This is a genomic window from Nitrosomonas sp. (assembly GCF_019752095.1).
Taxonomy (GTDB): Bacteria; Pseudomonadota; Gammaproteobacteria; order Burkholderiales; family Nitrosomonadaceae; genus Nitrosomonas.
On sequence record NZ_JAIEMO010000040.1, the window covers coordinates 14,321 to 32,594 of the forward strand.

19 protein-coding genes are annotated in these 18,274 nt (G+C 43.3%); 15 read left to right on the forward strand and 4 right to left on the reverse strand.

Annotated features, from left to right (window positions below; translation table 11 throughout):
- Positions 1-64: 64 nt before the first annotated feature.
- A complete protein-coding gene (locus K2Q13_RS11795) occupies positions 65-331 on the reverse strand; it encodes an accessory factor UbiK family protein (RefSeq protein WP_292921334.1) in 267 nt (88 codons plus the stop codon).
- Positions 332-553: 222 nt separating this feature from the next.
- Here K2Q13_RS11795 and K2Q13_RS11800 point away from each other — a divergent pair, with 222 nt between their 5' ends.
- Genes K2Q13_RS11800 through K2Q13_RS11815 form a run of 4 tightly spaced genes read left to right on the forward strand, consistent with a single transcriptional unit; the run spans position 554 to position 3,980 of the window.
- Positions 554-1,558 carry a phosphotransferase gene (locus K2Q13_RS11800; RefSeq protein ID WP_292921335.1) on the forward strand — a complete coding sequence of 335 codons (1,005 nt, stop codon included), beginning with the start codon at positions 554-556 and terminating at the stop codon, positions 1,556-1,558.
- A 19-nt stretch (positions 1,559-1,577) separates the two neighbouring features.
- On the forward strand, positions 1,578-2,279 hold the full coding sequence (gene murU, locus K2Q13_RS11805) for an N-acetylmuramate alpha-1-phosphate uridylyltransferase MurU (protein ID WP_292921366.1): 702 nt from the start codon (positions 1,578-1,580) through the stop codon (positions 2,277-2,279).
- A 31-nt stretch (positions 2,280-2,310) separates the two neighbouring features.
- On the forward strand, positions 2,311-3,618 hold the full coding sequence (gene pepP / locus K2Q13_RS11810; protein WP_292921336.1) for a Xaa-Pro aminopeptidase: 1,308 nt from the start codon (positions 2,311-2,313) through the stop codon (positions 3,616-3,618).
- On the forward strand, positions 3,615-3,980 hold the full coding sequence (locus K2Q13_RS11815; protein ID WP_292921337.1) for a hypothetical protein: 366 nt from the start codon (positions 3,615-3,617) through the stop codon (positions 3,978-3,980). The genes pepP and K2Q13_RS11815 overlap by 4 nt, the downstream gene beginning before the upstream one ends.
- A 91-nt stretch (positions 3,981-4,071) precedes the next feature.
- On the opposite strand, the gene K2Q13_RS11820 is transcribed toward K2Q13_RS11815, so the two are convergent.
- A complete protein-coding gene (locus tag K2Q13_RS11820; RefSeq protein WP_365725891.1) occupies positions 4,072-6,399 on the reverse strand; it encodes a penicillin acylase family protein in 2,328 nt (775 codons plus the stop codon).
- A gap of 279 nt (positions 6,400-6,678) precedes the next feature.
- Here K2Q13_RS11820 and flhB point away from each other — a divergent pair, with 279 nt between their 5' ends.
- The 7 genes from flhB to motD all read left to right on the forward strand — a co-directional run bounded on the left by flhB (position 6,679) and on the right by motD (position 14,523).
- Positions 6,679-7,818 (forward strand): flagellar biosynthesis protein FlhB, encoded by a 1,140-nt coding sequence (gene flhB / locus K2Q13_RS11825; RefSeq protein ID WP_292921339.1) that lies wholly within the window; start codon positions 6,679-6,681, stop codon positions 7,816-7,818.
- 53 nt (positions 7,819-7,871) lie between these two features.
- The gene (flhA, locus tag K2Q13_RS11830; protein WP_292921341.1) at positions 7,872-9,953 is read left to right on the forward strand and encodes a flagellar biosynthesis protein FlhA; all 2,082 of its coding nucleotides are present in this window, start codon (positions 7,872-7,874) and stop codon (positions 9,951-9,953) included.
- A complete protein-coding gene (flhF, locus tag K2Q13_RS11835; protein WP_292921343.1) occupies positions 9,950-11,251 on the forward strand; it encodes a flagellar biosynthesis protein FlhF in 1,302 nt (433 codons plus the stop codon). The genes flhA and flhF overlap by 4 nt, the downstream gene beginning before the upstream one ends.
- The gene (locus K2Q13_RS11840) at positions 11,244-12,140 is read left to right on the forward strand and encodes an AAA family ATPase (protein ID WP_292921344.1); all 897 of its coding nucleotides are present in this window, start codon (positions 11,244-11,246) and stop codon (positions 12,138-12,140) included. The genes flhF and K2Q13_RS11840 overlap by 8 nt, the downstream gene beginning before the upstream one ends.
- Before the next feature lie 5 nt (positions 12,141-12,145).
- Entirely contained in the window at positions 12,146-12,862 is a 717-nt protein-coding gene (locus tag K2Q13_RS11845; RefSeq protein ID WP_292921346.1) for an RNA polymerase sigma factor FliA, read from the forward strand.
- A gap of 63 nt (positions 12,863-12,925) precedes the next feature.
- Positions 12,926-13,666, forward strand: coding sequence for a flagellar motor protein (locus tag K2Q13_RS11850; RefSeq protein WP_365725901.1), 741 nt, complete (start codon positions 12,926-12,928; stop codon positions 13,664-13,666).
- Positions 13,667-13,710: 44 nt separating this feature from the next.
- Entirely contained in the window at positions 13,711-14,523 is an 813-nt protein-coding gene (gene motD / locus K2Q13_RS11855) for a flagellar motor protein MotD (protein ID WP_292921348.1), read from the forward strand.
- Positions 14,524-14,587: 64 nt separating this feature from the next.
- On the opposite strand, the gene K2Q13_RS11860 is transcribed toward motD, so the two are convergent.
- Both K2Q13_RS11860 and flgM read right to left on the reverse strand, forming a co-directional pair.
- On the reverse strand, positions 14,588-15,043 hold the full coding sequence (locus K2Q13_RS11860) for a flagellar protein FlgN (RefSeq protein WP_292921349.1): 456 nt from the start codon (positions 15,041-15,043) through the stop codon (positions 14,588-14,590).
- Entirely contained in the window at positions 15,043-15,348 is a 306-nt protein-coding gene (gene flgM / locus K2Q13_RS11865; protein WP_292921350.1) for a flagellar biosynthesis anti-sigma factor FlgM, read from the reverse strand. The genes K2Q13_RS11860 and flgM overlap by 1 nt, the downstream gene beginning before the upstream one ends.
- Positions 15,349-15,605: 257 nt before the next feature.
- Between flgM and K2Q13_RS11870 the strand changes: the two genes are divergently transcribed.
- From K2Q13_RS11870 to ndk, 4 genes are all read left to right on the forward strand, one after another.
- Positions 15,606-16,346 carry an EI24 domain-containing protein gene (locus K2Q13_RS11870; protein WP_292921351.1) on the forward strand — a complete coding sequence of 247 codons (741 nt, stop codon included), beginning with the start codon at positions 15,606-15,608 and terminating at the stop codon, positions 16,344-16,346.
- Between the two features lie 65 nt (positions 16,347-16,411).
- Positions 16,412-17,230 (forward strand): DUF3025 domain-containing protein, encoded by an 819-nt coding sequence (locus K2Q13_RS11875; protein ID WP_292921353.1) that lies wholly within the window; start codon positions 16,412-16,414, stop codon positions 17,228-17,230.
- Positions 17,231-17,282: 52 nt separating this feature from the next.
- Positions 17,283-17,705 carry a rhodanese-like domain-containing protein gene (locus tag K2Q13_RS11880; protein ID WP_292921354.1) on the forward strand — a complete coding sequence of 141 codons (423 nt, stop codon included), beginning with the start codon at positions 17,283-17,285 and terminating at the stop codon, positions 17,703-17,705.
- A 136-nt stretch (positions 17,706-17,841) separates the two neighbouring features.
- Positions 17,842-18,267 (forward strand): nucleoside-diphosphate kinase, encoded by a 426-nt coding sequence (gene ndk, locus K2Q13_RS11885; RefSeq protein ID WP_292921355.1) that lies wholly within the window; start codon positions 17,842-17,844, stop codon positions 18,265-18,267.
- The last annotated feature ends 7 nt before the right edge of the window (positions 18,268-18,274 follow it).

The window sequence follows — 18,274 nt, forward strand, 5'->3', positions numbered from 1 at the left end:
AGCGCAGAATTAAGTTATGGATGCGGGTTAAGATTTACTCAAAGCATTACCAAGGGCTATAAATTTACTTATCGGACTCTGGTTGTATTTCGTTTGTACCCAACTGAGCTTCCAGTTCGGTCACCTTGGCTTCAAGAATCATCAGTTTTTCACGGGTGCGCTGTAATACTTCCTGCTGGATATCAAATTCATCACGGGTGACTAATTCAAGCCGGGAAAATGCGCCCGATAATAAAACCCGGACATTTTTTTCAATATCTTTGGCTGGGCTGTTTTGCATAATTTCGCTGACTTTGGCATTGATTTCGTCAATTACATTTTTATTAATCATGGTTGTTCTCCTTGTTGATTGATCTACCAGTTGATCAGCTGGCCACGTGTGTGACGTGATAAAATCTCATGCTATGAGATATCTTACAAGATCGAATTATCCACTGTTATTGAGAACGGTTCCAGTTTTACCCGCTAGGGAAAGTTTGTGAAGCTTTCTCAATGATTAAAATATAGGCTATTTTTGATCTTGATGAGAACGACTAATTATCCGGATATATGAATGGAACGTGCACAACAAGTTGAGAATTGGGTAAAGGGACAATTTCCCGGAAGATTATTTACGCTGGAGCCTGCTTCTGCAGATGCAAGCTTCCGGCGCTATTTTCGGATTTCTTTCGATGATCAAACATTGGTTGTGATGGACGCGCCGCCACAATATGAAGATTGTGCGCCGTTCTTGCACGTAGCGGAGATTCTGGCTGCAGCCGGGGTGCATGTGCCCAGAATTCTGGCGCAAAATCTGGAGCTTGGTTTTTTGTTGTTATCCGACTTGGGTCATACCACTTTTTTGCATGCACTCAATCAGGCGCCTGAGTCAGCCAATCAACTTTATTGCGACGCGACGGATGCGTTGGTGCAAATGCAGATGTCGCAACAGGTCGAAGGCTTGCCAAGTTATGATCAAGCGTTATTGCAGCGAGAACTTGATTTGTTTCCTGATTGGTATATTGCGAAACATTTGCAAGTGAATCTATCCAAAGAACAGCAAACGGTTTTACGCAATGCTTTTGAACATATATTGCAAAATAATCTGGCACAGGCCAAAGTATTGGTGCATCGGGATTATCATTCACGCAATTTGATGGTGTCTACACCGAATCCGGGTATTCTTGATTTTCAGGATGCGGTACATGGGCCGATTACCTATGATCTGGTGTCTTTATTCAAAGATGCCTATATTCACTGGGACGAAGACCGCATTCTGGATTGGACCATTCGCTATTGGGAAAAAGCACGCCAAGCCGGGTTGCCGGTGGCTGCAGATTTTGCAGAGTTTTATCGCGACTTTGAGTGGATGGGTGTGCAACGACACCTAAAAGTGTTAGGGATTTTTGCCCGTCTCAATTATCGCGACGGCAAAGCGGCTTATCTAAACGATATGCCGCTGGTGATGCAATATTTGCGTACAGCTTGCGAGCGTTACCGGGAACTCCGTCCGCTGCTGAATTTATTGGATGAATTGCATCCTGTTAAATCGGGCCAGAAGATTGGTTACACTTTCTAAAGGTGTTCCCTATAAGGCGATGATTCTTGCGGCGGGGCGTGGTGAGCGCATGCGCTCGCTTACCGATGCTGTACCCAAGCCATTGTTAAAGGCGGGTGGTGCGTCGTTAATTGAATATCAGCTAAGAAATCTGGCGCTTGCTGGTTTTACCGATATTGTCATTAACCATGCGTACCTGGGTGCAATGATTGAAAATGCTTTGGGTACAGGTGAGTGCTATGGTGTTAATATTCAGTACTCGCCTGAGCGAGTGGTTCTAGAAACTGCGGGCGGGATCGCCAATGCTTTGCCACTATTGACGGGTCAGTCCAGCAATCAACCATTTCTGGTGGTCAACGCAGATATTTTTTGTGAAATGGACTATGTATCGCTGTTACCGGTAATGAGTGCGATGCAGTCGGAGAGCGTGCAGTTGGCGCATCTGGTACTGGTAGATAATCCACTGCACCACGCCGCAGGAGACTTTACGTTACGGCAAAATCAGATCTTGCTGACAGGTAACAATCGATTAACGTTTAGCGGCATCGGTATTTATCGACCACAGCTGTTTTGCGCAATAAAACCGGGCATGGCGGTGAAATTGGCTCCGTTATTGCGACAGGCGATAGAGCACGGCAAAGTGAGTGGTGAATACTTTTCCGGATATTGGATCGATGTGGGAACACCGGAGCGACTGGAAGCACTGGATAAGCAACTTAAAGCGCAATCAGGGATCAAGTAATAAGTGATTGTAATAACTTGAAACTGCAACTATGACCTATATTCAACCTTTTATCGCACGTCGAAAACTTCTGGCAGCTCAAATGCAGACGGGTGTGGCGATTATTCCAACGGCTCTGGAGCAGCTACGGAATGGTGATGCGCATTATCCATACCGGTTTGATAGCTATTTTTATTACTTGACTGGTTTTCGTGAACCAGAGGCGGTGCTGTTGATTGTTGCCGCAACTGATCATGCACCGGCCAAGCATATTTTATTTTGCCGCGAGAAAGACGCTGAGCGTGAGATCTGGGATGGTTTTCGCTATGGGCCGGAGGCAGCCAAGGAGGTTTTTGGCTTTGATGAGACCTATCCACTAGCTAAATTGGAAGAATTGCTGCCCCAGTTACTCGCAAATCAACCCGCTGTTTATACCGCCTTGGGATTGGATCAGAACTGGGATCAGCGTGTTGTCGGTTGGTTAAATCGGGTGCGTGAACTGGCGCGTACAGGCGTTGCGGCACCGAGCGAGATTCATGATTACCGTGCATTATTGGATGAAATGCGCCTGATTAAGGGTACCGACGAATTGCAAATTATGCAGCGGGCAGCAGATATTTCGGCGCAGGCACATCAGCGCGCGATGCAAACGACAATTCCGGGAATGCGCGAAAACGAGATTGAAGCTGAACTGCTTTATACCTTCTGTCGGCATGGCGCTCAGGCACCGGCTTATACTTCTATTGTTGCCGGAGGCGCTAACGCATGCGTGTTACATTATGTACAAAATAATGCCGAGCTGAAATCAGGTGATTTATTATTGATTGACGCGGGTTGTGAGCTGGATGGTTATGCTTCTGATATTACGCGGACATTTCCGGTCAATGGAAAATTTACTGCCGCACAAAGAGATGTGTATCAACTCGTGTTGGCTGCCCAGACAGCAGCTATATTACAGGTGAAACCGGGGAGCAGCTGGAATGATCCGCACCAAGCCGCACTGCGTGTATTAGCGCAAGGTTTTATCGATTTGGGATTATGTCAGGGTAGCATGGAGGCTGTGCTGGAGTCAGGTGACTACAAACGTTTTTATATGCATAAGACCGGACATTGGCTGGGTATGGATGTGCATGATGTCGGAGTATATAAGCAGAAAGGTGAATGGCGTTTATTGCAGCCTGGTATGGTGCTGACAGTTGAGCCGGGTTGCTATATCCGTCCAGCGGATAATGTGCCGGAGCATTTCTGGAATATTGGCATTCGCATTGAGGATGACGTGGTGGTTACGCAAACGGACCATGAACTTTTAACTTTAGCGGCACCCAAAACAATTGCTGCAATAGAGGAGTTAATGCAATGAATGATGAAGAGAGAAAAATTATTATTAGCAGGATTGCTGAATACCGTCAGGATGAGTCGGGAGAATTTCAGCGTGCACCGGTTTCGCCTTTAAATCGCTGGCTCACTTATGCGATGCTGATTCCCGTTGTTGTGGTTATGGTGTTCGCGGGTATTTTCTTTTTTGCCGCTTTCCTGGCATTAGTTGCCGTGGCTGTTGTGGTCGTTGGCATACGTTTCTGGTGGTTACGCCGGAAACATGAAAAGACCATGCAGCAATCCAATGATGTGAACCGTCAATCCGGAATGGATCAAGCCGTAATCATCGAAGACGCACAAATTATTGAAGAAACAGAAGTACATCGGAGCGGACAGAAGAAGTAGTCTGTTGCATAGCAGATAGTTTGTACTATGGCTGTGCAGTGCTTATCGATGAAGATAATTAACCAAGATAACTAGCTTTGCTGGAATCTATTTATTTGGACTGGACTGAAATAAGCTTCATTTGTCTTTCCGCTGCCCCCGGAAGAAAAGGTGTGCGATTTCCATTTACCCAGTCGGCGTGTCCACGACCGTAGTATGGCGAAAGCGGATGGCCGCTTTGTCCTCCAGGCATATCAAAATAGCCATGTTCTTCCTGCCCTGGGGCAACCACGGAGCGTTGCGAGGCGCCAAAGTTGGGGGATTGCACGCGCGGCATATTGTGATCACCCGGTAGCGGATCACTTGGCATATCAAGCCATTGTGCTACCCATGATGGAAGTTTTTGACTGAGGGGGTGCCGAATAAGCGCTGCATTGACTTCACCCCAGCTTCGTTCAGCAATACCACCATCTTGTTCCATCTGTTCGGCGCTTTGTTGTGCGCAAAGGTATAGTAATTCTTCCCAATTTTTATACGGCGATGGCAGTAGGTGTTGGGGTTTCTGTTCGAGCAGTTGCCACACAATTACTTCCGCTTGGCTTAGTCTAGGTAATTCAAAAGCTGCATCGTTTTGCCGCACTGAGGCGGCAAAACCGTTTAATACAGTCTTTGTCACTTCATAGCGATACGTGCGTACAATCCGGTAGGCAATTGAATCCGTGGAAGCATGTCCATTCCAGTCAGCTAATGCGTTCTTCATTGTTAAAACCCACGGTAGCTTACTTTCTGCCGATTCCAGAGTAATGCTCAGTAGCTGATGCCAACGTGTCAACAAGAGCGCGCGATTATCTAATTGAATGGCTTGCATATCTGCTACGGTAAATTGGTTACGCGCCAATAAACTGTCGCGAATTTGCGTGGCTCTTGCGCCTAAATCAAAGCCGCCATTACCCAATAGATTCAGCAGACTACCTGAAACAGGGCGTGAATTTGCAGACCATAGTCGCTGTGTTGCAGGATTATTGATGAGCGGATAGCGCTCGGGTTCCAGCCATCCACTCCATCCCGTACTTGCTGTAGTCCAGTCGGCAGGTACGTGCGGATCATACATACCGGATCGGATGGGGATGCGGCCTGCGAGGGTCCAACTGATATTGCCGTGACGATCACCGACGATAAAGTTTTGTACCGGGATGCCAAGTAACGGCGCAATTTTTGCGGCGTGCTGCGCGGTTCTGACCTGTTCCAGTTCGATCAATTTAAGATTTATAGCTTCAGGTTGCAATGCTGTCCAGGCTAATGCCAATGGAGTTTTATCGTGGTCTTGCGCCAAAATAGGGCCCCATTCAGTTTCTGAAATTTGCAGGGTTTCATCTATTGAATCGCGGATGCGAATGGTTTCATGGTGAATCTTCATCGGTTGCCAGCCGGTTGAACTGAGGTAGCGAGTTTGGTTGTCTGCATCAGTTTTTATCCTTGCCCAGTCGGAAAAATCTCCGTGGCTATTGGTGAAGCTCCAGGCGATATGCCGATTTGAGCCGATCACAATCGAAGGTACGCCGGGTAGGCTGATGCCGGTGATGTCGTGAAACTGATCTGCAGTTGCGGCATCGGGATAAATAAGGCGAGTTCTAAACCAGAGGTTAGGTGCTCGTAAAGTTAGATGCATGTCATTAGCGACGATAGCAGGGCCGTCGGTTAGTCCTCCGGCAACCGCAAAACTGTTACTGCCGGGCAATTGTTCTATGGCTAACGGGTTGCCATTGAATAGTTTTTTGTCTAATGCTTGCAGATTGATGTGCACCGCTGAAGGGAGCTCCGGCAAGATGATGGGTTCATCAATCAGCGGCGCATCCCAATTGCCAGCTGGAGTGTTCAAAAATCGATAAACCGGTTCTGATAGCGTTGCACGTAGATTGGACAGCGCCAGTTCACGATAAATATTGGATTCATTCAAAGTAAAAAACATTGCAGCAATGACTAAAATGCTGTCTTCATTGCGCCACACCGCAGGCTGGGTTTGGGTCAATAGGTATGGGAAAGGGCGCACCGTCAGTGCTGCAATGCCCTGATTGACACCGTCGCGATAAGCATCGAGCAATTGCTTTTGAGTTTTGGGCAACTGATGTAAAACGGCGGTAGCGCGTGCGCGCATGCGAAATGCGCGTGTTTTGCGATCATGCGCGAGTGATGCGGTGCCGAATAATTCGGATAATTCGCCTGCAGCCTGCCGGCGCATCAAATCCATTTCAAAGAAGCGTTCCTGTGCATGGACATAGCCCATCGCTAGTGCTAAATCCAATCGATTTTCGCCTTTGAAGGTCACGCTGCCAAGTGCATCTCGGTCGATGAATACGGGTGCAGATAATCCAGCAAGCGGCGCTTCGCCGTCATATTGCGGCAAACTAGCGCGCAGTAGTAAGAAGATGATAAGGACCAATAAAACAGTGATAAGCAGCCCTGTTGCAAAAATGTATCTGACAAAACGTAAAGTAAACTGCATCGAGTGATCGCAAAAATAAACGGGTAAATCATATAGTAATACGTTTCAGATTTGCCATAGCCATTAACTGAAAAATGATCTGGTCCACGGGTAATAGGAACGATATATGACTGCTTTTAATGTTCCAGTAATAAAGGGGATGATTCCTTCTTTATTCCCAATATGGGATTCAGATAATTCCAATGATAATTCATTGATAGAAATTTGGAGCTCGTCATGTCTGAAGAAAGTGATCTAGAACGTACTGAAGAGGCCACACCCAGGCGCCTGGAGAAGGCGCGGGAAGAAGGCCAGGTTGCGCGTTCTCAAGAACTTACCACATTTACTTTATTGATGGCTGCAGCTGTCGGGATATTGATGATGGGCGCAGGTCTGATGGAGAAGTTGGTGAAAATCATGCAATCTGGCATGCAAATGGAGCGGGAGTTGGCGTTTCAGCCTGATTTAATGATTGATCGTTTTTATGAGCTTGCTATTGAAGGTTTGATATCGATGGCACCCTTGTTGTTTTTGCTTCTGGTCGTGGCATTCTTTGCCCCAATGTTTTTGAGTGGCTGGATTATCAGTGCTAAGGCAGTTATTCCAGATTTTAAGCGCGTTGACCCATTTAAAGGTTTGGCCCGCATTTTCTCAATGCGTAGTCTGATTGAGCTTGTTAAGGCCATTCTTAAAACCATCATCGTTGGGGGTGTCGCAGCAGTGGTTATTTGGTATAACAAAGAATCTGTGATGGCGTTGCTCACAGTATCCGTTAATTTGGGAATTAGCCGCACCGGTGATTTCCTGGCAATGAGTTTTCTAATGATCATCGGCGCAATGATCATGATTGTTGCGATCGATGTGCCATTTCAAATCTGGGAACATGCGAAGCAATTACGCATGACTCAAGAAGAGATTCGTAAAGAGCACAAGGAAAGCGAAGGCGATCCTTATGTTAAAGCTCGTATCCGTAATCTGCAACGTGAGGCTGCACGCCGCCGCATGATGTCTGAAATTCCTAAGGCGGACGTTATTGTTACTAATCCGACACACTATGCTGTGGCGTTACGCTATCAAAGCAACATGCGAGCACCCAAAGTCATTGCCAAAGGTGTGCATTTGCTGGCTGCACGTATTCGGGAGATTGCCACGGAACACCGCATACCTATTCTTGAAGCACCGCCACTTGCGCGGGCTTTATATCATCACGCCGAACTGGAGAGCGAAATACCGGAAAAGTTGTATACCGCAGTGGCCGAAATATTGGCCTATGTTTTTCAGTTACGGCGATATAACGAATATGGCGGTGCTGAGCCCAGACCACCGGTTGACGTTCCTGTTCCGGCTGAGCTGGATCAGGTAAATCTTGCGGTTTAGCAGTATGAGTGAATTTTAAGTTAATTTTTCTTTAAATTATTTATTTCGAAACCATGAATAATGCGGTTACATTGTCATCTTTAGCAGATATTAATAATTTCAGGACCTTGGCTGGGCCGGTCTTGATTATTATGATCCTGGCCATGATGGTGTTGCCATTGCCGCCTTTTGTATTGGATCTGTTGTTTACCTTCAATATTGCGATAGCCATTATCGTGCTCATGGTGAGCCTATATACCAGGAATCCACTCGATTTTGCAGTATTCCCGACTATTTTGCTGATTACAACTTTGTTGCGACTGTCGTTAAATATCGCTTCAACCCGGGTTGTCCTACTTGAAGGGCATACCGGATCAGATGCCGCAGGTAAAGTGATCGAAGCATTCGGACACTTTCTAGTGGGTGGAAATTATGCGGTTGGGCTAGTGGTATTCATTATTCTGGTGGTGATCAATTTTGTCGTGATCACTAAGGGTGCAGGGCGTATCGCTGAAGTCAGCGCACGTTTCACACTCGATGCCATGCCTGGAAAGCAGATGGCCATAGACGCTGATTTGAATGCTGGATTGATCGGTGAGGAAGATGCACGTAACCGTAGACAGGTCATTTCACAAGAGGCCGATTTCTATGGTTCCATGGATGGTGCCAGTAAATTTGTGCGCGGTGATGCGATTGCCGGCATATTGATCATGCTAATTACTATTATCGGTGGATTGATTGTGGGTGTAGTGCAGCACGACATGGAATTAGGATCGGCAGCGAAGAATTATACTTTGTTAACTATTGGCGATGGTTTAGTTGGGCAAATTCCATCGTTGATTATTTCTACTGCTGCAGGCATGGTGGTGAGTCGAGTAACGACTGATCAAGATCTGGGCGAACAAGTTTTAAGTCAGCTATTTAATCAACCGCAAGTATTGGTAATTACTGCCGCAATTTTAGCTGTGATGGGGCTCATTCCGGGTATGCCAAATTTTGTATTTCTTTTTATCGCTTCTGCCTTAGGTGCGATAGCCTATTGGAAGAAAAAAAGCCCGGTCACGCAGCTTGTTGAGTCTGTTGCTCCGGAAATACCGACGATCGAAAAGACAGATGCCAGTTGGAATGATGTAACCCCAATTGATACATTGGGACTAGAAGTTGGTTATCGGTTGATTCCTTTGGTCGATAAAGCACAGCAAGGAGATCTACTAAAAAGAATTAATGGCATACGAAGGAAATTCGCTCAGGAAATCGGTTTTCTACCACCTGTAATTCATATTAGGGATAACCTGGAGTTACGACCTAACGCTTATCGTATTACGTTGAAAGGTTCTGTCATCGGTCAGGGAGAATCTTACTTGGGTATGTATCTAGCGATAAATCCAGGGCAAGTTACGATGCAGTTGCCCGGCACAGCAACCAGTGATCCGGCATTCGGATTGCCAGCAGTATGGATTGAAGCAACCTTGCGCGAACAGGCGCAACTGCATGGCTATACCGTGGTTGATGCTAGCACGGTAGTAACGACGCATATCAACCACTTGATCCATTCGCACGCTGCTGAATTATTGGGTAGGCAGGAATTGCAGAAACTGCTTGATCATCTTAATACACAATTTCCCAAACTTATTGAGGATCTGGTTCCAAAATTATTGCCGCTGTCGACAGTACAGAAAGTTTTGCATAACTTGCTGCAAGAGAGTGTGCATATTCGCGACATGCGCACCATTATCGATGTGTTGACTGAGCATGCAGTGCAAACACAGGATGCTATCGAGCTGACAGCAATCATCAGAACAGCCTTGGGGCGCGCTATTCTTGATCAATATTATCCTGCAGGTTCAGAAGTGCAAGTGATGAGCTTACATCACGAATTGGAAAATATTCTTAGCCAAGTGATGCAAACTGGCGGTGGGCAAAGCGCTGGAATTGAACCCGGACTTGCCGATACCTTGTTAAAAGAAGCTCACAGTGCTGCCCATCAGCAAGAGAAGCTCGGATTACCAATTGTATTACTTGTTCCGGGCACCATTCGTTTTTTGTTGGCTAGATTTTTACGTCGCGCACTGCCTCAATTAAGAGTATTAGCCCATTCTGAGATTCCCGATTCAAGAAGAATTAAGATCACTTCCGTTATTGGAGGTAACAAATGAAAGTAAAGCGTTATATTGCATCCACATCCAGAGAAGCGATGCGTCAGGTTAAAGAAGAACTTGGTGACAATGCCGTCATACTCTCGAACAGAAAAACCAGAGATGGCGTGGAAATCATGGCGCTGGCTGACTCTGAAATGTCTAATTTAGTACCTTCGCAACCATTACCTGCATCACAATCAGTGAGTGCCGCTTACTATGAGCAAAATAAAAAACTGACTAAAGAATTAGGGTCTGTTGAGTCATATGCAGAACTGCTTGCGATAACGAATGACCAGGAAGGCGTTAGAAAAACCACAAATGATGCGACAACTGCTTCATTTGCCCGCGACATTATTGCTGAAATTCAGGCCATGAAGAGCGCATTGGAAGATCAGTTGAATACTGTTGCATGGGGGAATTTTACGCAACGTAGTCCGGAAAAACTAAAACTGCTTCGTACTTTGCTGGATTCAGGTTTTAGCCCGCTATTATCGCGCCGGTTAGTGGAGAAACTGACCGCTGAGCTTGATTACGAGTCAAGCTTGAAGCAGGCAATGTCTGCATTAGTCTCTAATCTGCATACTGTTGTCAACGACGAAATAATAGAAAAGGGCGGTATTTATGCGTTGATCGGCCCCACAGGTGTTGGTAAAACTACTACCACAGCAAAATTGGCGGCGCGTTGTGTAATTCGGCATGGCGCGGATAGAGTGGCACTACTCACCACTGACAGCTACCGTATCGGTGGCCATGAGCAGTTGAGGATCTATGGCCGATTACTCGGTATTCCTGTGCGCACGATTAAAGATACTGAAGATTTGCAGCTGACACTATCAGAGCTTAGAAATAAGCATATGGTGTTGATTGATACTGTAGGGATGAGTCAGCGCGATCAAATGCTTGCCGAGCAGATTACGATGTTAAGTAATTGTGGAGCCGATGTTAAGCGGTTGTTGATATTAAGTGCAGCATCCAATGGAAAAACACTGGATGAAGTGGTTTCCGCTTATCAGAAAAGTGGTATTTACGGCTGTATTATCACTAAAGTCGATGAGGCTGCAAACTTGGGTGTGGCGCTGGATACTGTTATTCGCAGAAAATTGGTGCTGCATTATGTCGCAAATGGACAGAAAGTTCCGGAAGATATTCACGCGGCAAATCCGCGTTATTTATTGCATCGTGTTTTTAAACCCACTCCTGGTGATTCGGCATTTACTCTACAGGATGCCGAATTTGCTTTGGTAATGGCAACTAAGAAGAGTAGTGAAATGACGCAATTTGGAGAAAAATCATCGGCAGGGTTTCTCCATGACTAGATTAATGTTACACGATCAGGCAATGGGTCTGCGCAGACTAACATCATTCAAGGCATCTGATTCAGCGCGTGTCTTTACTATTGCGGGAGGGAAGTCTCGGGTTGGAAAAACCAGTCTTGTCGTGAATCTGGCAGTTGCCTTGGCTCAGAAAGGTCAGCGTGTATTGCTAATTGACGAAAATCCTTGCCATAACAACATTTGTACCAGTCTTGGATTGCAGGCACGTTTTGACCTGCTGCATGTAATTTATAAGGATAAAAGACTAGACCAGGTGCTTTTGCAGGGCCCTCGAAATATTGCCATATTATCCGCCATGCGAGGTATTCATGCGCTGAACAAGTTGAGTCCGCTCGAGCAAGATTGGCTTGTTAGAAGTTTTTCAGAGTTAACTAAATCTGTAGATATTGTTCTGATAGATACCGCAATGGCAGGGACAACCCACGTGTTGCCGCTCAGTTTGGCTTCGGAACAGGTGATGATGGTGATTTCTGGCTCAGCCGCATCTCTCACAGGTGCGTATGTTCTAATTAAGATCATGAGCCAGGAGTATACGAGGAGGCATTTTCTCATAGTGGTGAATAAAGTGGGGTCGGAAGCTGAATCGTTAGCAATTTATCAAAATTTCTACAAAGTGGCTTGTCAATATCTATCGGTAACGCTTGAATATGCAGGTTATATTCCGAACGATGAGAAATTACGCAGTTCAACACAATTGTGTAAGCCTGTGCTGGAAGTATACCCGTCTTCACAGGCTGCAATGTGCTTTGGGCAGGTGGCGCAAAATATTTTACGCTCTTCTTGTCCAGATAAGTATCACGGTGGAATTGATAATTTTATACAACGATTGATTCAGACAAGCCATCTAAGTATGGCCAATTTTATGGTGTAAATGATATGTATACTGCGACTGGAACTAAAGCAATTGATAAAGATCAGTTTATAACTGAATTTACACCACTGGTGAAACGTATTGCATACCACATGATGACCCGATTGCCCGCTAGTGTTCAGGTTGATGATCTGATTCAAGTTGGTATGATGGGTTTGCTGGATGCCATCAATCGATACGAGGGCTCATACGGACGACAATTTGAGAGTTATGCGGCACAGCGCATACGAGGTTCAATCTTGGATGAATTGCGCGAGGCGGATTGGTTGCCGCGTAGTATACGAAAGAAAATGCGTCGTATTGAAGCAGCTGTGAATTTATTAGAGCAGCGCAATGGCTGTGCGCCCAATGAACTGGATTTAGCTAAAGAATTAGATATGTCATTGGATGAATATCATGAAACTCTGCAGAGTGCTCGAGGCGCCCAATTAATTTATTACGAAGATTTCCAGCAAGATGATGAAGAGCCTTTCTTGGATCGTTTATTTATTGATTCTGAGGGAGATCCCTTAAATGCGCTGCTGGATGAGAATTTTCGCAAGCAGCTGATTGCTGCGATTGATAATTTACCACCTCGGGAAAAACAGATGATGGGAATGCACTACGAACAGGAGATGAATTTAAGAGAGATCGGTGAAGTTCTTGGGGTCAGTGAATCCAGAGTTTGCCAGCTGCATACTCAGGCTGTTGCAAGGCTTCGTGCCCGTTTGAGAAATCTTTGAGGTGCAAGAAATGCTGATTATCCAGTGATCTAATTGGATTTTGGAATGAATAAGAAATCAAAGATGGATGTGAATAGTGTTACCGGTATTGTGTTGGCTTTTGTTGCAATTATCGGTGGACAATTTCTTGAGGGAGGGCATGTCGGTTCCTTATTGCAGACGGCGGCTTTTTTGATTGTTATGGGAGGGACTGTAGGTGCTGTATTGTTACAAAGCCCGGTCAAAGTTTTTGTCAATGGCGTCAAAATGGCTAGGTGGGTATTTTATCCACCTGAAAATTCCCCACCGAACTTAATTAAGCAAGTTGTTAATTGGTCTAATATTTCACGCAAAGAAGGGTTGTTGGCACTCGAATCGTATATACCCGCGACGATAGATCCATTCTCAAAAAAAGGTTTGCAATTGCTTGCTGATGGCAGTACTCCGGAAAAATTACGTGAAGTCCTGGAAATTGATATCTTAGCTTTGGAGACACATCAACGGCAATCTGCACGAATTTGGGAAGCAGCTGGTGGTTATGCTCCCACCATTGGTATTTTGGGTGCTGTGTTGGGTTTGATTCATGTGATGGAGAATTTATCGGATCCTAGTCTGTTAGGTAACGGCATTGCAGTGGCTTTTGTGGCAACCATTTACGGTGTTGGTTTGGCTAATCTCATTTTCCTGCCAATTTCAAATAAACTAAAAAATATTATTAATGAGCATGTTGTCATGCAGGAAATGATGGTGGATGGCTTTGTCGCAATCGCGAACGGTGAAAATCCTCGGCTGATAGAAAGTCGATTGAAGGGATATTATATTTAGTCTTATTAAGTATTAATTGGCGGATTTAACTATTAAGTTGCTAAATGATAAAGAGAAGAAAGAAAATAGATGATGAGTCGTATGAAAATCAGGAGCGTTGGCTTGTTTCGTACTCGGATTTTATAACATTACTATTTGCTTTTTTCGTAGTAATGTATGCTGTTTCATCGGTAAATGAAGGTAAGTATCGCGTGTTGAGCTCTTCATTGGTTAGCGCGTTTAAAAGTAATAACTCAACTACTTCTGAGTCTCTACAATTACCCGAATCTCAACCGATAATTGAATTTTCACCTCTTCAACATGAGCGCTCAAATCAAGGTGACCTGATCAGGCTGACAGATAATTTCAACACTCAGAAAGTAAAAAAGCAAGAGAAGATGAAAGGCATGGCTAAGAATATCCTCCATGCTCTGGAGCCATTAGTTAAGGATGGTCAAGTAAGAGTAACTCAAAATTCTTTAGGGATTACAGTTGAAATTAATGCCAGCGTTCTTTTTGCACCAGGGCAAGCTAAGCTTGCCGAAAGTTCGATTCTGTCACTTCAAGCGGTTGCCAATGTGATCAAGGGACACGAGCATGAAATTAATGTTGAAGGTCATACAGATAATTTGCCAATAAATACAGAGAGTTTTCCATCAAACTGGGAATTGTCGTCAGCACGTGCAAGTAGTGTGATCAGGTTATTTATCGATAAGGGTGTTGAATCTTATCGACTTACTGCGATAGGCTATGGTGAAAATAGACCAATAGAAAGTAATGAGACATTTGAAGGGAGAAAGAGAAACCGTCGCGTCACGGTTATGATTTTATCGACGGATCCCGACAACACAACCGAAATTCCAATCGCTGAAAATTAGAATTAAACTTGCAATTCCCCGTGGCTTGCCACGGGTATAGGCACAGGGCGCGTGGAGCATTTATTTAAATATATGTTTGACCTTTAGGTCCATAGAGTGCGGTATTACCTGCTGCACTATGCAATGCAGCGAGAAACTGTTGATTGTGTTGCAGTCGGTTTGCAATAATCAATCCATTAGAATGTGTAAATTGCTGCGCTGTTCTGGCAAGATTTAATAATTCTCTCCATAGAGCTTTTATTTCAGAATTCTGTTCAGCTAATTCATTTAACCAAGAGTCTATAATCTTCCTATCTAAAGATAGTCCAATTTTATGGAAAAAAACATTACGATGATCATCGCGTTGTATTAATTCTCGAATCAATTTTGTTTTGTCAGAAGTAAGATAATCTATATCATCTAATTTTCCTGCAATAAGAGCGCTTTCTTCTTTTTTGAGGATTTCTATAAAAGCGTGTAGAGAATTACTTTCAGCTTTCAATTCGTTCATAAAGTGTGCAATATCTTGCTGCAAAAACATTACGCAGCGCCTTTTTTGGATTGAATCAACTCTTTTGCTGTTTCAAGTAGCCGATCAGCAACAGCTTCCGGATTAATTTGAAAGTTTCCTTCGCTGATCGCTTGTTTTATTTCTTGAACACGTGCTGTATTTACAATCGAGCCACTTGTAGAACTACTATCAATTGTTTGCAGTTTCGCAGCATTTGGGCTCAAATGCACACTATTTTCTTGACTTGTATTCGGATTCGGCGTGATATCTGCACGTCTTTTTCCATCATTAACAGATACAGTTGATACTGGCTGTAAAGATTTATCTATTTTCATTTTTATACCTCATAACAGATTCATTGAATGTCTTATCGACATCTTTATTAAGAACTTTAGAATTAAAGAGCTTGCTAAAGCTCTGGAGTATTAAAGTAAATAATTTGCGATAACCCGGTTAGGTTATTACGGCGATAGTTGGTAGGGGGTTTAGAAATTTTATAGAAAATATGCTTCTCATTGTTGGTGTCAATGCAGTTGGATTCACGTTGTCATGTTAATATCATCAGTATATATATTGCCTTTTTAGTAATTAAATGTCTACAGTATTTAAAGCCATTGTAAGCGCGTTTCGTGATTTGTTTCGTTTAAGAATTGCCTGGACTATTGTGTGGCCATTGATAGCTTCAGTGCTGTTTTGGTTGGTAGTCGGATTCATTTTTCAGGATAATTTTTCTGAAATAATTTATCAAATTCTGGGTGAAATCGGTATTGGTGAGTGGTTGCGCAATTTAGAACCAGATTGGATTGCATCACTAGTTCTGGGTTTATTTAATCTTTTGATGTTTATTCCTCTGGTAATTGTTACGACACTGGTTATTACAGCTGTATTTGTGTTGCCAGCACTAATCAATTTAGTGGCACGCCGTTTCTATCCTGATTTGAAGCGTGAGTATGGAGGCTCTATAAGCGGCAGTATAGTTAATGCAATAATAGCCAGCGTTATTTTTATACTTATCTGGATTGTTTCATTGCCATTGTGGGCGTTTGGTGTAGGAGTTATTATTCCGTTTGTGGCCGCAGCCTTTATGAATCAACAATTATTTCGCTATGATGCATTAGCGGAGCATGCTACCAAGCACGAAATTAATAGAATTTGTTCAGAAAACAGATATTCATTATGGGGGTTGGGATTGTTAACGGGTTTGGTGCAGTTTATACCTTTTATTAATTTATTGGCTCCAATTTTTACTGCACTTGCTTTTATTCATTTTGGATTAGAGCATCTAAAATATTTGCGTATGAAAGAAATGGCAAAAGAAAATATTAGTCAATAAAAATTTGCCTTTAGCTACTCAAGCAAACTTCTTTCTTTATTCAAGCTTCTTAATCGGTGGTGAATATGCGCAAATGGGATTCAAGTTTTATGAATCTTTCACCTATGTTCGAGCCGTTTTTATATTTGAGAAAAGATATTTCAAATTTGCAGCACTGGCCTGAACATAATGAACTTAATAAATTATGCTCTGTACCAAATCAACGAATATATACTCGATCAGGTAAGTCTATTTGCTTTGTACCTCAGGTGGTTGGAAAACATCGCCATGAGCAAAATTATGAATTGAAAATTTACTTGACCGGTCAAGTTCAGACTAGAGCCAATAATTGGCATGATTTTTTTAATGCCTTAGTGTGGAAGATCTTTCCACGTGCTAAATCTGCGCTCAATCAATTGCATTATCAAGCGCAATTATCTGATCTGTCGGTTGAAGCTGTGAATAGGTGTGCGTTAAGAGATGCGGCAACACTTTTCGATGAGTCCGGAGTCATTATCATTAGCAGTGATGAGTTATTGACTCAATTGATAAAAGACTTTGAGTGGAAGGAATTGTTTTGGCGGCAGCGTACTGTCGTATTATCATCAATGCGATTTTTTGTTTTTGGCCATGGAATGTACGAGAAAGCATTAAACCCTTATATAGGCATGACTGGTAAAGCAATTATTTTTGAGGTGAAGAAAAATTTTTTTCTGCAAGATTTATTGAGCCAGCTCAACTCTGCTGATTTAATGCTAGAGCAATTTTTGCTTTGTGCATTATCATCCAGTGCTGATTTAACACCAATCCCATTATTAGGTTATCCAGAGTGGGATGCAGATAATTGCCATGAATCGTATTATGAAAATAAGAAATATTTTCGTGAGTGTCGCAAATCTAGGTAAATTCGAAGAGAATTACAGTTTTATTTTGAATAGCCTATACTAAGAAATTAAAATGAATAAAGTCTTTTCAGCGCTGTTAATCGCAACATTTCTCGTTGTCGATATATCTAAAGCTGATGATTTGTCGCCGGAAAGTGTTGAAGGTGCTCGTACCATTAGCACAGAAACTGCTAAGTTATTTTTCGATAAGGGATATTTATTCCTTGATGTCAGAGGCTTGAATGATTATAGGATGGGGCATATTCCTGGCGCGTATCATCTTTCTGTAAAAAGTGATTTTGATGAGCAAAAATTGAGTGCAATTGTAAAAAAGGATCAATCTGTTGTCATTTATTGTAATGGCACTTCGTGCCTGGGTAGTTCAATTGCGATAGAGAAAGCAATTGGGTGGGGATGGGCTAGTGTTTTTTATTACCGTGAAGGCATTAAAGATTGGAGTTCAAAGGGCTATCCAGTTTTTGCGATAGGGCCATAGTTTTTGTTATCGACAGATGAAAAATTCTTATCAAAATAGTTTGTTTATTTAAGACAGAAGCTATGTGTTTTTGCGGACTGGATACATATTTTGTTAAAATGCAATGTTAAATTTACTAATGGAGTATTTATTAAAAATGGCAATTGAAAAAACTTTATCAATTATTAAACCGGATGCTGTTGCAAAAAATGTGATTGGCCAGATTTATTCCCGCTTTGAATCAAGCGGTTTAAAAATTATTGCCGCGCGTATGATACATTTATCACAATCTGATGCGGAGCAGTTTTACGCAGTACATCGTGAGCGGCCGTTTTTTAACGACTTGGTTAATTTTATGATATCCGGACCTGTGATGGTACAAGTGCTGGAAGGAGAGGATGCTATTAAGAAGAATCGCGATTTAATGGGTGCAACCGACCCCAAAAAAGCAGAAAAAGGAACTATTCGTGCTGATTTTGCTGATAGTATTGATGCCAATGCGGTGCATGGCTCAGACGCATCAGAAACTGCAACAGCTGAAATCGCCTGTTTTTTCCCCACACTAAATATTTATTCTCAATAAAGGCAAT

What these genes read in the sequence shown, in the direction of transcription:
- K2Q13_RS11795 (WP_292921334.1), bottom strand. Translation starts at nt 331, where the DNA reads ATGATTAATAAAAATGTAATTGACGAAATCAATGCCAAAGTCAGCGAA.
- K2Q13_RS11800 (WP_292921335.1), top strand. Translation starts at nt 554, where the DNA reads ATGGAACGTGCACAACAAGTTGAGAATTGGGTAAAGGGACAATTTCCC.
- murU (WP_292921366.1), top strand. Translation starts at nt 1,578, where the DNA reads ATGATTCTTGCGGCGGGGCGTGGTGAGCGCATGCGCTCGCTTACCGAT.
- pepP (WP_292921336.1), top strand. Translation starts at nt 2,311, where the DNA reads ATGACCTATATTCAACCTTTTATCGCACGTCGAAAACTTCTGGCAGCT.
- K2Q13_RS11815 (WP_292921337.1), top strand. Translation starts at nt 3,615, where the DNA reads ATGAATGATGAAGAGAGAAAAATTATTATTAGCAGGATTGCTGAATAC.
- flhB (WP_292921339.1), top strand. Translation starts at nt 6,679, where the DNA reads ATGTCTGAAGAAAGTGATCTAGAACGTACTGAAGAGGCCACACCCAGG.
- flhA (WP_292921341.1), top strand. Translation starts at nt 7,872, where the DNA reads ATGAATAATGCGGTTACATTGTCATCTTTAGCAGATATTAATAATTTC.
- flhF (WP_292921343.1), top strand. Translation starts at nt 9,950, where the DNA reads ATGAAAGTAAAGCGTTATATTGCATCCACATCCAGAGAAGCGATGCGT.
- K2Q13_RS11840 (WP_292921344.1), top strand. Translation starts at nt 11,244, where the DNA reads ATGACTAGATTAATGTTACACGATCAGGCAATGGGTCTGCGCAGACTA.
- K2Q13_RS11845 (WP_292921346.1), top strand. Translation starts at nt 12,146, where the DNA reads ATGTATACTGCGACTGGAACTAAAGCAATTGATAAAGATCAGTTTATA.
- K2Q13_RS11850 (WP_365725901.1), top strand. Translation starts at nt 12,926, where the DNA reads ATGGATGTGAATAGTGTTACCGGTATTGTGTTGGCTTTTGTTGCAATT.
- motD (WP_292921348.1), top strand. Translation starts at nt 13,711, where the DNA reads ATGATAAAGAGAAGAAAGAAAATAGATGATGAGTCGTATGAAAATCAG.
- K2Q13_RS11860 (WP_292921349.1), bottom strand. Translation starts at nt 15,043, where the DNA reads ATGTTTTTGCAGCAAGATATTGCACACTTTATGAACGAATTGAAAGCT.
- flgM (WP_292921350.1), bottom strand. Translation starts at nt 15,348, where the DNA reads ATGAAAATAGATAAATCTTTACAGCCAGTATCAACTGTATCTGTTAAT.
- K2Q13_RS11870 (WP_292921351.1), top strand. Translation starts at nt 15,606, where the DNA reads ATGTCTACAGTATTTAAAGCCATTGTAAGCGCGTTTCGTGATTTGTTT.
- K2Q13_RS11875 (WP_292921353.1), top strand. Translation starts at nt 16,412, where the DNA reads ATGCGCAAATGGGATTCAAGTTTTATGAATCTTTCACCTATGTTCGAG.
- K2Q13_RS11880 (WP_292921354.1), top strand. Translation starts at nt 17,283, where the DNA reads ATGAATAAAGTCTTTTCAGCGCTGTTAATCGCAACATTTCTCGTTGTC.
- ndk (WP_292921355.1), top strand. Translation starts at nt 17,842, where the DNA reads ATGGCAATTGAAAAAACTTTATCAATTATTAAACCGGATGCTGTTGCA.